Origin of the sequence: Gracilibacillus marinus (genome assembly GCF_042651725.1) — a bacterium.
In the GTDB taxonomy this organism is placed as follows: domain Bacteria; phylum Bacillota; class Bacilli; order Bacillales; family Amphibacillaceae; genus Gracilibacillus; species Gracilibacillus marinus.
The window spans coordinates 812,684-825,727 of the sequence record NZ_JBHSDV010000001.1; the positions used below are offsets into that span (position 1 = coordinate 812,684).

At 33.5% G+C, this 13,044-nt stretch carries 17 protein-coding genes; 8 read left to right on the top strand and 9 right to left on the bottom strand.

Annotation, left to right across the window (positions count from 1 at the left end; genetic code table 11):
- The first annotated feature begins 5 nt into the window (after positions 1-5).
- Together fabI and ACFOZ1_RS03530 are read left to right on the top strand one after the other, a co-directional pair.
- On the top strand, positions 6-785 hold the full coding sequence (fabI, locus tag ACFOZ1_RS03525) for an enoyl-ACP reductase FabI (RefSeq protein WP_390195926.1): 780 nt from the start codon (positions 6-8) through the stop codon (positions 783-785).
- Between the two features lie 68 nt (positions 786-853).
- Positions 854-1,246: a thiol-disulfide oxidoreductase DCC family protein gene (locus tag ACFOZ1_RS03530; RefSeq protein ID WP_390195929.1), complete on the top strand. Its 393-nt coding sequence runs from the start codon at positions 854-856 to the stop codon at positions 1,244-1,246.
- Positions 1,247-1,352: 106 nt separating this feature from the next.
- Here the strand turns inward: ACFOZ1_RS03530 and ACFOZ1_RS03535 are convergent, their stop codons facing one another.
- Entirely contained in the window at positions 1,353-2,885 is a 1,533-nt protein-coding gene (locus ACFOZ1_RS03535) for a glycine betaine uptake BCCT transporter (RefSeq protein ID WP_390195932.1), read from the bottom strand.
- A 215-nt stretch (positions 2,886-3,100) separates the two neighbouring features.
- Entirely contained in the window at positions 3,101-3,598 is a 498-nt protein-coding gene (locus tag ACFOZ1_RS03540; RefSeq protein WP_390195935.1) for a CotY/CotZ family spore coat protein, read from the bottom strand.
- A gap of 196 nt (positions 3,599-3,794) precedes the next feature.
- On the opposite strand from ACFOZ1_RS03540, the gene ACFOZ1_RS03545 reads away from it, so the two are divergent.
- The 3 genes from ACFOZ1_RS03545 to ACFOZ1_RS03555 all read left to right on the top strand — a co-directional run bounded on the left by ACFOZ1_RS03545 (position 3,795) and on the right by ACFOZ1_RS03555 (position 4,846).
- Entirely contained in the window at positions 3,795-4,166 is a 372-nt protein-coding gene (locus tag ACFOZ1_RS03545; RefSeq protein ID WP_390195938.1) for a CotO family spore coat protein, read from the top strand.
- Positions 4,167-4,241: 75 nt separating this feature from the next.
- Positions 4,242-4,490: a hypothetical protein gene (locus ACFOZ1_RS03550; protein WP_390195941.1), complete on the top strand. Its 249-nt coding sequence runs from the start codon at positions 4,242-4,244 to the stop codon at positions 4,488-4,490.
- Positions 4,491-4,555: 65 nt separating this feature from the next.
- On the top strand, positions 4,556-4,846 hold the full coding sequence (locus tag ACFOZ1_RS03555) for a hypothetical protein (RefSeq protein WP_390195944.1): 291 nt from the start codon (positions 4,556-4,558) through the stop codon (positions 4,844-4,846).
- Positions 4,847-4,937: 91 nt separating this feature from the next.
- Here the strand turns inward: ACFOZ1_RS03555 and ACFOZ1_RS03560 are convergent, their stop codons facing one another.
- From ACFOZ1_RS03560 to ACFOZ1_RS03575, 4 genes are all read right to left on the bottom strand, one after another.
- The gene (locus tag ACFOZ1_RS03560; RefSeq protein WP_390195947.1) at positions 4,938-5,612 is read right to left on the bottom strand and encodes a DUF421 domain-containing protein; all 675 of its coding nucleotides are present in this window, start codon (positions 5,610-5,612) and stop codon (positions 4,938-4,940) included.
- 80 nt (positions 5,613-5,692) lie between these two features.
- A complete protein-coding gene (locus ACFOZ1_RS03565) occupies positions 5,693-6,118 on the bottom strand; it encodes a GNAT family N-acetyltransferase (protein ID WP_390195950.1) in 426 nt (141 codons plus the stop codon).
- A gap of 3 nt (positions 6,119-6,121) precedes the next feature.
- Entirely contained in the window at positions 6,122-6,841 is a 720-nt protein-coding gene (locus ACFOZ1_RS03570; protein ID WP_390195953.1) for an alpha/beta hydrolase, read from the bottom strand.
- A 51-nt stretch (positions 6,842-6,892) separates the two neighbouring features.
- Positions 6,893-8,074 carry a cation:proton antiporter gene (locus ACFOZ1_RS03575; RefSeq protein ID WP_390195955.1) on the bottom strand — a complete coding sequence of 394 codons (1,182 nt, stop codon included), beginning with the start codon at positions 8,072-8,074 and terminating at the stop codon, positions 6,893-6,895.
- Between the two features lie 109 nt (positions 8,075-8,183).
- On the opposite strand from ACFOZ1_RS03575, the gene ACFOZ1_RS03580 reads away from it, so the two are divergent.
- Positions 8,184-8,846, top strand: coding sequence for a DUF3298 and DUF4163 domain-containing protein (locus ACFOZ1_RS03580; protein ID WP_390195957.1), 663 nt, complete (start codon positions 8,184-8,186; stop codon positions 8,844-8,846).
- A gap of 66 nt (positions 8,847-8,912) precedes the next feature.
- On the opposite strand, the gene ACFOZ1_RS03585 is transcribed toward ACFOZ1_RS03580, so the two are convergent.
- The 3 genes from ACFOZ1_RS03585 to ahpC form a co-directional block, all read right to left on the bottom strand.
- A complete protein-coding gene (locus tag ACFOZ1_RS03585) occupies positions 8,913-9,503 on the bottom strand; it encodes a cell wall hydrolase (protein WP_390195959.1) in 591 nt (196 codons plus the stop codon).
- A gap of 266 nt (positions 9,504-9,769) precedes the next feature.
- Positions 9,770-11,296: an alkyl hydroperoxide reductase subunit F gene (gene ahpF / locus ACFOZ1_RS03590; protein WP_390195962.1), complete on the bottom strand. Its 1,527-nt coding sequence runs from the start codon at positions 11,294-11,296 to the stop codon at positions 9,770-9,772.
- Positions 11,297-11,313: 17 nt separating this feature from the next.
- Entirely contained in the window at positions 11,314-11,877 is a 564-nt protein-coding gene (ahpC, locus tag ACFOZ1_RS03595; RefSeq protein ID WP_390195963.1) for an alkyl hydroperoxide reductase subunit C, read from the bottom strand.
- A 394-nt stretch (positions 11,878-12,271) separates the two neighbouring features.
- Between ahpC and ACFOZ1_RS03600 the strand changes: the two genes are divergently transcribed.
- Both ACFOZ1_RS03600 and ACFOZ1_RS03605 read left to right on the top strand, forming a co-directional pair.
- The gene (locus ACFOZ1_RS03600; RefSeq protein ID WP_390195966.1) at positions 12,272-12,688 is read left to right on the top strand and encodes a hypothetical protein; all 417 of its coding nucleotides are present in this window, start codon (positions 12,272-12,274) and stop codon (positions 12,686-12,688) included.
- Between the two features lie 15 nt (positions 12,689-12,703).
- Complete coding sequence (locus tag ACFOZ1_RS03605; protein ID WP_390195969.1) at positions 12,704-12,997, top strand: hypothetical protein; 294 nt, start codon at positions 12,704-12,706, stop codon at positions 12,995-12,997.
- Positions 12,998-13,044 lie beyond the last annotated feature (47 nt).

The window sequence follows — 13,044 nt, forward strand, 5'->3', positions numbered from 1 at the left end:
TGAGAATGAATTTTTCTTTGAAAGGTCGTACGTATGTGGTTATGGGTGTTGCGAATAAACGAAGCATTGCATGGGGAATTGCGCGTTCTTTACACGCTGCAGGTGCACGATTGATTTTCACCTATGCAAATGATCGTTTCAGTCAACAAGTAAAGGATTTAGTATCTACATTAGAAGGACAAGATGCATTATTTTATGAATGTGATGTGACAGATGATGAAGCAGTTGCTACTACATTTGAACAAATCAAACAAGATGTCGGCACCATTCATGGATTAGCACACTGTATAGCGTTTGCTAATCGAGAAGATTTACAAGGGGAATTTGTTGATACAAGTCGAGATGGTTATTTATTAGCACACAATATAAGTGCATACTCTCTTGTTGCTGTTAGTCGTGCATGTGCGCCACTAATGACAGAAGGTGGAGGAATTGTCACACTAACTTATTTAGGTGGCGAACGTGTTGTTAAAAATTATAATGTCATGGGTGTAGCGAAAGCAAGCCTTGATGCAACTATGAAGTATTTAGCAAATGATTTAGGAAAAAATGGTGTTCGCGTAAATGCAATATCAGCAGGACCCATTCGAACATTATCTGCAAAAGGTATCGGTGATTTTAATAGTGTAACTAAAAAGATTGAAGAGGAAGCACCATTACGACGTACTGTTACACAAGAAGAAGTAGGAGACACTGCGTATTACTTATTGAGTGATTTATCAAGAGGTGTAACAGGAGAAATCATTCATGTAGATGCAGGTTATAATATATTAGGTTTATCATAAATTCTAAAGGGAAGAACCAAATTATTGGTTGTTCTCTTTTTTATACATTAAATGATTGGGGTGGTAAATTGGAACGTATTATTTTGTTTGATGGAATATGTAATTTGTGTAATCACTCTGTCCAATTTATTATAAAGCGTGATCCAAAAGCGAAATTTCAATTTGCTTCTTTACAAAGTGATATAGGACAAAAATTGAGAAAAGAATACAATATCCAAGACAAAACGGATAGTGTTGTCTTGATAGAAGGAAAAAATTATTATGTGGAGTCAACTGCGGCATTACGTATTGCTAAACAATTAAAAGGAATGTATCCACTTCTCTATTGCTTTATAATCATTCCTAAACCAATTAGAGATCTTTTCTATCGATATATTGCTAAAAATCGATATAAGTGGTTTGGTAAGAAAGATTCTTGTATGTTACCAACTAAAGGCATGAAGGAACGATTTAAAGAATGAATAATTATCTTTATAAAAAAACGAACATGTAGGCCATAGTAGACCTGTATGTTCGTTTTTTATTCGCTACGTTATTATACAATTGCTTGTAGCTTTGATTTTTGTTTTAATGTTCTCTTTTTCTTCTCTTTAATGGTGAGACTCTTGCTTCTTCTCTAAATGCTTTGATAATAGAAATGACTATTAGTATTAATATAATCGCAAATGGGAACGCGGCGATTATGGAGGCGGTTTGGAGTGCGCCTAATCCACCTTGCCATAGTAATACAGCTGCAGTACCTGATTGAACAAGTCCCCAAATTACTTTTACAGTCATATTTGGATTTAAATCACCATTTGTTGTTTGCATACCTAATACAAATGTAGCAGAATCCGCTGAAGTAATAAAGAAAGTACTAATTAAAATTACCGCCAAACCTGTCATGATTACAGATAGGGGGAAATTCTCTAATACAGTAAATAGTGCTGTTTCTGTGCCACCATCACTCATAATGCTGGCAATATCAATTCCTTGATTCATCTCTAAATGAATGGCAGATCCACCAAATACACTAAACCATAATGCACTAAATATAGTTGGAACCAATAATACACCAGTAACAAACTCTCTGACAGTTCTCCCTCTTGATACACGTGCAATAAACATACCGACAAATGGTGCCCATGCAATCCACCATGCCCAATAGAAGATCGTCCATCCTTCTAACCATGATGCATTGTCTTCGTTAAATGGAGCCATTCGAAAACTCATCTCAGGTAAATTAGAGATATAGGAACCTAGTGTTGTTGTAAAGAAATTCATAATAAAATTTGTTGGTCCTGTAAATAGTAAAAATAACATTAATAAAATGGCAACAACTACGTTAGTCGTACTTAAATATTTAATCCCTTTATTTAAGCCAGTTAATGCAGATAGCATATATAGTATTGTTACAACAATAATGATAATCATCTGTAAGCTAATCGAATTACTGAAATTAGTTATATATTCGATCCCACTACCAATTTGTTGGGCACCAAGACCAAGTGATGTGGCCACACCAAATACTGTAGCAAATACAGCAATTACATTGATTAATGTACCAAATCCACCATTCATCTTGTCACCATATAGTGGTTTTAATGTACTACTAATTAATCCTGGTTCACCTTTTCTAAATTGGAAGTAAGCTAATGCTAAAGCAATGGTTGCATAAATTGCCCATGGATGGAATCCCCAGTGGAAGAAGCTGTATTGTAATGCAACTCGAGCTGCCTCTGCTTCCGTTTCTGTAGTGTATGGAGGTGTGTGGAAGTGTGAAATTGGTTCTGCTGCTCCCCAGAATACGAGACCAATTCCCATTCCTGCACTAAATAACATCCCGAACCATGTTAAGAAATTATATTCAGGTTTGTCATCATCTTTCCCTAAAACAATGTTTCCGTACTTGGAAACAATTAGGAAAATTGCAAAAATTAAAAATGCTGTTGCTGTTAATAAATAGAACCAACCAAAACGTGTCACAAGAAATCCTTGAATTAACGAGGTTACGTGATTTAGATTCCATTCAGGTAAAGTTTTCTCAGGAATAATTCCCCACAGTATAAATAGTAATGAAATCGCTAATGAAATGTAGAAAACTTTTGATACCTTTTTCATCTTATCATCCTTTCTGTCTTTATTATCAGTGCATTTATACATTACCCTTATTTAAGAGTAATCATGCATTTTTAAAATACAACGTTATCCATCATAACAAAGATATAGAGTGAAAAGCAAATAATATACTTTTAAATAGGATAATTATGGATTTATTTTCAAAAGAAAAGGACTTTCTCTAGGAAGAGAAAGTCCTTATTTAAATTGTACGAATACTACAATACGGATACTGCTGGAAGACAAGTAATCGCACAGAAGCATGATAAATCTACTGTGATACAAATGCCAGTACGCTCTAAATCTTCTACTTTTTCATTATCTAGTTGGTCACAAGGCTCATCACAAGCATTGCTGTCACCATCAAATGCAAGTAATTCTAATACTGCACAACAATCGTCACTCACTTCATTTACGCGGAAGATAAAGCTCTCCACACATTCGAATTTAGTGTTATTGCTACCACCTTGATTAGAGACAACAACACCAGAAGCTTTAAATGGTTTTAATGTTTTTCCGTAAAGAATAAATGGTACAGTATCATATCCATTTGTTGTCGTTGGAGATACTAAATTACGGATAGATTGAGAACAGCTTACATCACAGTGTTGATCTACTACAGCATCTTGAGCGTCTGCAATCGCACGTACCACATCACATACGCAATCATTCGAAGTTATTGGACTTACCTCATCACAATGTCCATGTTTTCCCATAAATATTAACACTCCTTCAAGTTAAGTTTTCGTTAACACTATACTTTATGACATAAGGAGATTTGTGTATAGACGAATGCCATATATAGCATTTATTTTTAGATATTTTGTTTGGAATGTTTGCACATATATGCACTTAAATTAGGCACATATCATACAATGCTATATAGATTTGTGACAATAGGAGGCTAGTATCATGGATTCTGTAAAAGAGAACAATCCATCACCAAAATTATATATTCATCAACCAAAACTACAATCACCCTTCGTACAAATGCAAGGAGTCTTTAAAACTACTACTTTGAATGATGAAACAACTGAAAAAGTATTAGATAAAGAAAAGAAAAGATTTAGAGATATGACTGTTAAGGATAAAGTGGAGTATTTTGCATCGATTCCTGTTCATTTACCACGTGTCAGATGTGAGGTTGTCACAGAAAGAAGAAAATATGTAGGATTCATTCATGGTTATCAAAATAGTATGGTTATGATAAAAACAGCAAGTAAAATTGATGAAGTGGCCGTTCCAATAGATCAAATAAACGAAATAAATATTGTTGGCTTTTAAATCTTTTGTTCCCAAAAATATCGTGAGTCGCATAAGATACTATGGATATATTTTAGATTAGGAAGGAGAAAGAAAATGTCTGATAAAAAGAAAGTAATATATGTGAAGGATTTAGTAATCAAAGCAGATAATGTCATCATAGAATCATCTCATCATCGAGACCCTTTTTTCGGTGGGAGACAGAGAAGGGTTGAAGACGTGGAAGAACAACGTACACATCATCGAGATGAAGAAAGAGACGAACATGAGAATAAGCACAGACACGATCATGATGATCATGAGGAAAAAAAACATGATGATAGACCACCATTTTCTTGGTTATAATGTTTCATAACTACATGAAACGGGTATATTGTTGTATAACAATATAACAAAGGAGAGGGTGTAACATGGGTTATATCATGCCAATTGATAATTATCAATACCAGAAATATCAAGAACGTGTTACGAAAGAGGAGAAAGACCCTTTTCCAATTGAAAAATTGTACCCGATTCCGTTTCAACAACAATATCATTATAAAAATACAGAAGAAGAGTTTACCCGAAGTAATTCTACACAAGCTGATAACAATGAAATGGAACTTCCTGATAAAGAAAAACTAACATTTGTTAAAGAACAAAATCAACAAATCTATGCGAATATCACTGGAAAAGGGAAACGTTTTATTGCAGAAGCGTGAGTAAATATTAACTATAGTCGCCCGATTAGAAACGTAGTGAAGTTTACTAGTTTCTGATCGGGCACTTGTCTTTATTAATATGGAGCTAGAGTCAAGCCTTTTGCACATACAGTCCATTTGATTTTGAATACTCTGCATAAAAGATTGATTGAACAGAGAATATTTGTTGTTTCTTTAATTCTTCTGTTAACCATTTTTCATCATAACCGACTTCTGTTAAATTATCATAGATGATTTCTCCATCATTGATAATCATGAATGATAACTCGACATTTTCCAAAGGCAATTGTAAATCTTTACGTGTAGGTGTTTGGAAATTCGTTTTTTTTAAAACAGAAACGGTTCCATCCGTTTCTAATATGGCATAATCGACTTCTTGTACAGTAAATACATCTTTTGAACGAAGCAAATGTAACAATTGATTCATATCTAATTTACCTTTTTTCATTATTTCACGTTGTAATTTACCTTTATGAATAACGATAGATGGTTGACCTTCTAACAATGATCGTGACTTTTTATATTTCTGTGTGACAAATTCTGTAATGTACATTAGAATTCCCCATAATAATACAGCAAAACCGATTTCCAAAATACCGACTTCTTTATCATATAATGCATTTCCAACTAATTCACCTAATATTAATGCAGATATAAAATCAAATGCGGTTAATTGTTTAATTTGAGTTTTCCCTAACACTTTAGTTAGTATAAATAATGTAACAAATCCAAACAATGTTTCTACAAAAATAGATCCGTAGTGCATGGTAAATCCCCCAATAACAAAAAGTTATACTTCTTCCCATCATTGACGAAAAGAAGGGGAATCATACGTAATAATAAGGATTAGTTAAATTCTTTTTTCATAGAAACATGTGGGATACCAGCATCATCAAATTCACCTGATGTGACCACATATCCTAATTTTTCATAAAACGGGATTGCATAAACTTGTGCATGTAATTTTGATTTAGTTATATTCTTTTCTTTGGCATATGATTCCATAAAAAGTACTAGATCTTTTCCGAAGTGTTTCCCACGAACTGATTTCATAATACATATACGTTCTAATTTCACATAATCGTCCCCGAATCTAACCCGACTAGCTGCAATTGGTTTGTCTTCAACATATCCGATAAAGTGTGTAGCATCTTGTTCTTTGTCATCAATTTCTAATTCAATAGGCACGCCTTGTTCTTTTACAAACACCTCTCGACGCACTTGAAAAGCATCTTCTAATTGTTTGTCATTTTCGACTACATAAAGTTTCAATCCCTACACCTCTCTAAACATCCATTCTATAATTTTTGCTAAATCTTTTTGCCAATAAGTCCATGTATGATCACCATTAAATTCTTCATAATGATAGGTGAAATTTTTCTCATTTAGAATCTGGTTTAAAACACGATTCGGTGTTAAAAAGTCAGATTTTTGTCCATCTGTTGTATGTACAATGGTTTCTTCTAGTCCAATGGAATGGTATATTACAACAGAAGTATGATCCATTGTTTTTGCTTGCTCTAGTACGATGTCATTAACAAAAGGGGATTGCATAATGACTTTTTGAAATGTACTTGGATACATACTTGCAACAATAAATGCGAAAGTACCTGCTAAAGAATCACCCATTAATGCTCTAGCAACAGGCTCTACATGTAAATGATTTTCTACTTGTGGAATAACTTCTCTCATTAAAAAAGTAACGTATGCTTCATGAAGTTCGCCATCTGGATGATATTTCTTACGACGATCTATTTTATTCTGATAATGAATACCGACAAATATTGTAGGTTCAATCAACATTTCTTCATGTAATCTGTCACTTATTGTTGCCATTCTGCCAATTTGAAAATAATCATTGCCATCTTGTACATAACAAATAGTATAATCCTTAAAAGGAGTGAATCCTTCTGGAAGATACCATCTTACTTCGATTGCTTCATTAAGATACGTGCTATTGATTACCATATCTCCCATTTTTCCATTACGTCCCAAAATGATATCCTCCTACTGTTTTCATAAAAGTGCAAAATAGTATTAGCGATTTTATTTTAGCACTTTTTTTGCTAAGGGAGAAATAGTTAAGCTTTGGACAATGAGTGATAGGATGACGACGGAAAAACAGATACCAACAATTTTGTCTGTGACATCACTTGATCCATTCGTTGCACTTAAAGATAGAATTAAGAATACAGACATGGATCCTTTTAACCCTGCCCAAGACATAAGTAAGTTATAGCGATAATCATGTTTTTGTACGATGGAAGACATTAAATAAATAACAATGAATCTTACGATAATTGTACAAATAAAAATACATAGACCAAAAACGAAATAAGATACTTGCAAATATTCAGTTATTTCGATGCCGATTAACAAAAATAACAGCGCTAATAAACTTACTTCGATTATTTCCCAAAATCCGTCCAGTGACGCTCTAAAATGGTCTTCCTTCTCTGAATTACCATATGCTTTCGAAATCATCATTCCACTTGCAACTACTGCTAATACTCCTGATACGTGTATCTGTTCAGCAAGCATAAATGAACCATATGCAAGAATAATACTTAACATTAATTGATATTGACGATGATGAGAATAGTGAATCATTTTTGTTACCAAAAATCCACAAATTAATCCAACAGTAATACCACCAATGGAAGTAATAGCAAAATCAACAAAAAAATCAGTAATATGAAATGATGTAGATTTTTGCAATAATGCTGCTAACGATGTATAGACAACGATACTCGTCCCATCATTTAACATCGATTCTCCTTCTACAGTATTTGCAAGTTGTTCATTTCCAGTAGCCTTTTTGATAATCGATACAACAGAAACAGGATCTGTAGGTGTGAGGATAGCGGCAATAACGAGCGCGCTAACAAAACTTAGAGGCATGAATAACAAACTAATTCCCCATGTGATAGAACCTAATAGAAGGACTGTGAGCACAATCCCCACTGTAGCAAGTAATGTGATTAGTTGTTTGTTTTTTTTCAAACCACTTATAGGAAATTGATATGCAGAAATAAATAACAATGCAGGAATAAAAATATGATAAATCACATTTTCTGTTACTTTAATAGAACCAAAAAAACTCAAGAAAGATAATCCCATACCAATTAAGAGTAACACTGTTGGAACAGGGAAATTTTCTTGTTTTGTGTCAATGGTAAATACTATATATCCGATTAATAATAAAATAATTAGTTGAATCAATTCCAATTCTAACACCATCCTTCTAATTAAACTATTCCCATAAATTTTTATAAGAAACATGATGTATGAATACAAAGATTTATCACATCCTAAAAGCAAAAAGGGTGTGTGTAAAATGAAAAAGAAAAATTGGATGTTAATCCTTGTTATGTTAATCCTTTCTTGTCTTGTATGTGGTAGTCTTTATGCTTCCGAAAAAAGAAATACAGCAACTGTAACGACACATATGTATAAAGATAAGGAATTTTTAAAGTATCCCCAAGTAAGTGATATGAAAAAGAAGAAGTTTGAAGAGAAAATCAATAAAGATTTTGATCAATATATTAAGAATTCATATAAACAATATAAAGAAATAATGAAACAAGCAGAACAATTTGGGTTTGAAGGGCAATATGTGACAACATATGAAGTGAAATATAATACAAAACCGAAATTGAGTGTTCTTACAAGTGATTATGCATTCGGTGGAGGTGCGCATGGGAATACTGTTGTACAATCATTTAATTATTGTGAAGAAAAAGAGAAGCGGATATATTTAACTGATATTTTGACAACAGAGGAACAGATCAATGCAGTAACAAATTATGTATGGGAATATGCCATTGAGAGACCGGATATCTTTTATCCAGATTTAAAGAAAGAAGATATTAATTTAACAAAAGACACTGCTTTCTATTTTACAGATGATGGGATTGTATTAGTATTTCAACAGTACGAAATCGCACCATATGTTTCAGGAAATCAAGAAATTGTGATTCCTTCAAGTATATATAAGTGAAAAGAATAAAAGTACGCAGAAACGTATCAGAATCACTACGTTTCTGCGTATTTCAGTTTGAATTCATTATTTAGCAAACACATGATTACCTATTTTAATTGTCGTTTCACGTGTTGTAATCCAGTTGTTAACAGCAGTATTTGGATTGTAGAAGTATATAGATCCTTGACCTTGTCCTCTAAAAGCAATCGCTTCATTTACTGCTTTTAATGCTGCTTTATCTGCTGGTTGGTTGATTGACCCATTTTTTACAGGGCTAAAAGCAAAGTGTACACCATTGTTATATGTTTCATAAATTACACCACTAATACTATTTGGAAAGTCAGCATGATCAACACGATTTAGTATTACTGTTGCTACAGCTACTTTTCCAGCATAAGGTTCACCTTTTGCTTCTGCATGAACTAATCGTGCCATTAATGCCTTGTCTTGATCAGATATGGTATCAGGTAACTTAAAATATTGACCAGGATAAATAGTCGTACCATTATAATGATTCGCTTGTTGGAGTTCTTTTAATGAGACTCCATGCTCTGTCGCAATCTTCCATAAAGAATCACCCGATTTTACAGTATAGGCATGTGATGCAGATGGAAATAATAGTAAACTAGTAAAAATGATTGAAGCGAGTGTTGTAAATTTTACCTTTTTAAACATATGCTTACCCCCTGTGATGATCTAATTACTAGACTAGCAGTTGTAACATAAACTTTCAGTATGAAAAAATTTCCTGATGATAGAATAGTAGGAGCGACAAGAGGCAGAAAAAATTAACATTAGATATGTTCACTATAAAATGTGGGGAACTTGAGAAATATTACTATAAATATGTCAAGTGTAATCGTTTTGTAAACTCTAGAATTGCTAGATTTATTCATAAAAAAACACCCACTCGCTCTATATTAGAACGAATGGGTGGGAAATTAATTTCTAATTAAATGATCGAATGCGCCTAATGCAGCTGTCGCACCAGAACCCATTGAAATAATGATTTGTTTATAAGCACTATTTGTACAGTCACCAGCTGCAAATACACCAGGAATACTTGTTGTTCCACGGTTATCTACAATGATTTCACCAAATTTGCTACGCTCTACAGTACCATCTAACCATTCTGTATTAGGTACTAAACCAATTTGGATGAATACACCACTAAGTGCAATATCTTTTTCTTCTTCTGTATCTCTATCTACATATTTTAAACCTTGTACTTTATCTGAACCGTAAATTTCTGAAGTTCTTGCGTTTGTAATAACAGTAACATTTGGTAAGCTAAACAAACGATCTTGCAACACTTTATCTGCTTTTAGCTCTGGCAGAAATTCTACAACTGTTACATGTTTTACGATACCAGCTAAGTCAATGGCTGCTTCCACACCAGAGTTCCCGCCACCAACAACTGCAACATCTTTTCCAGCAAAAATGGGACCATCACAGTGTGGGCAATATGCAACCCCTTTGTTTTTGAACTCTGCTTCACCAGGTACATTAATATTTCTCCAACGAGCACCTGTTGAAAGCACGATCGTTTTACTCTTTAACACAGCACCATTCTCTAATTCAAGTTCAAATACATCTTTTTTGTGTAATGCTTTAGCTCGCATAGAGTTCATAATATCTACATTGTACTCACGAACATGTTCTTCCATGTTTGCAACAAGCTTAGGGCCTTCTGTGTAAGGTGTTGTAATGAAGTTTTCAATACCTAGTGTATCTTGTACTTGTCCACCGAAGCGTTCTGCAACAATACCTGTACGAATCCCTTTACGAGCAGCGTAAATTGCAGCACTTGCTCCAGCAGGGCCACCACCGACAACTAATACATCAAATGGATCTTTTTCATTTAATTCGTTTATATCTACACTGCTACCTAAAGCTTCTAAAATACTTTCGATTGTTTGACGACCATCAACAAATTGCTCGCCATTTAGATATACAGAAGGAACAGCCATGATATCTTTTGATTCCACTTCCTCTTTGAAAGCAGAACCTTCTACCATTGTATGTGTAATGCTAGGATGTACAATACTCATAATATTTAAAGCTTGAACGACATCCGGACATTTTTGACAAGATAAACTCACATATGTTTCAAAATGATAAGAACCTTCAAGTTTTTTAATTTGTTCGATAACTTTTTGTTCTACTTTCGGTGCACGACCACTTACTTGTAGTAATGCTAAAACGAGTGATGTGAATTCATGACCAAGTGGGACACCAGCAAATGCTACGCCAGTATCCTCACCTGTACGGTTAATACTAAAACATGGAGTACGATCAAAATTCCCATCCTCGATCGAAATCATATCAGACATACTTGCAATTTCTTGAACAAGTTCGTCTACTTCTTTTGATACACTATCAGAACCGATTTGTTTTTTTATAACAATTTCACTTTCTAATAGTTTCAAATATTCTTGTAGTTGTGATTTAATTTCTTGATCAAGCATGTGTGGACCCTCTTTTCTTATATTTTTCCAACTAAATCGATGCTTGGTTTTAATGTTTCGCCGCCTTCTTGCCATTTAGCTGGACATACTTCACCTGGATTGTTACGTACATATTGTGCTGCTTTAATTTTGTTAAGTAATTGGCTTGCGTCACGACCAATACCTTCAGCAGTAATTTCAGCTGCTTGAATCACGCCATCTGGATCGATAATGAATGTTCCACGATCAGCAAGACCTTGTTCTTCACGTAATACATCAAAGTTTTGAGATATGATATGAGATGGATCTCCAATCATTGTATATTCAATTTTACCGATTGCATCAGAAGTTTCATGCCATGCTTTATGTGTAAAGTGTGTGTCTGTTGATACAGAGTATACTTCCACACCTAGTTTTTTCAATGCAGCATATTGATCTTGTAAATCTTCTAGCTCAGTTGGACATACAAATGTAAAATCTGCAGGATAGAAACAAACAATGCTCCATTGTCCTTTGAAATCTTCGTTAGATACTGTTAAAAATTCTCCTTGACGGAATGCTTCTGCTTGAAATGGTAGTACTTCTTTACCTATTAGTGACATGTAATTGTCCTCCTTGAATTGATTTTCTTTAGTATTATTTCATTCGCAGAAATTCATGCAAATAAAATAATTATTAATCTATACTCATTATAATAAAGGGAAAATGAATGTCAAGAATAGTGAATAAAGGAATTGTTGAGCCTTTTAAGTGTAAGCGCTTTAAATTATTTCTCATTTGAATAAATTAATTAATAAATCAGAAGTAGGTTAAAATTATAAGGTTTAAGAAATGGTGTAGAAGTGCATACTGTAAATGTTTTTTTGAGTGGATGTAATGGTAAAGATTACGCTTACTTACAAGTAGTTGACTATAAAGTGAAATTTAGTTACATTAGTGATAGGTAAAATTATGAATTTTTTGTGAACATTTCAATTTAGTAAAGGAGATGAGCATATGTCTGGACCCGCTTTAAGAAAAGTAACGAGTCATGAAGCAATTCACGACGCTGCATTACAAGAAGCAAGAGAGCTGACGAACATTATTGAAAATCTAATGAAAAATAATGATCGTGAGCGAGCTTTACAAGTTGCACTTATTGCTATTGAACACTGGGAAACGAGAACATTAGCACATGCCGAGGCAGAGGAGGAGGGATTATATTTAGAAATTGCATCAGAATCAGAAGAAAAAAAACGAATCATTACGCAATTAATCCGTGATCATGACTTAATGCGTAGAATCGTTGCTATGCTGAAAGATCAACTTATTCACAATGGGATTACTGAGCACAGTATAAAACAACTTCACACATTAATTATTATAGATGAATACCATAACGCAGATGAAATGAAAGTTCTACCAAATCATTAAGGTGGTGTTTATAATATGTCCGCACAACAACCGCTTCTCACTGTTTCACCATATCTATATCAAGAACTAATTGATACATTAAAAAAAGTAAACATTCATTCATTTGATATCCAAATATACGCTTTAGAGGAACAAGATAAAATCACAATTATTGCTTACTACGGTGAAAGTTTTCAACAAAAGCAGCAGGTTACTTTCTCATCACATATAAAAAAGAACGTAGATCAATCCTATTTAGATTTTTGTGAAAAGATTGGGGAATCTTGTAAAGAAACTTTGTTAAAAGATTATTTCAAAATGATGAATTGAGAGTATATCTTTACAAGTAAGTATGACGGAAGCAAATCCAATAAAAT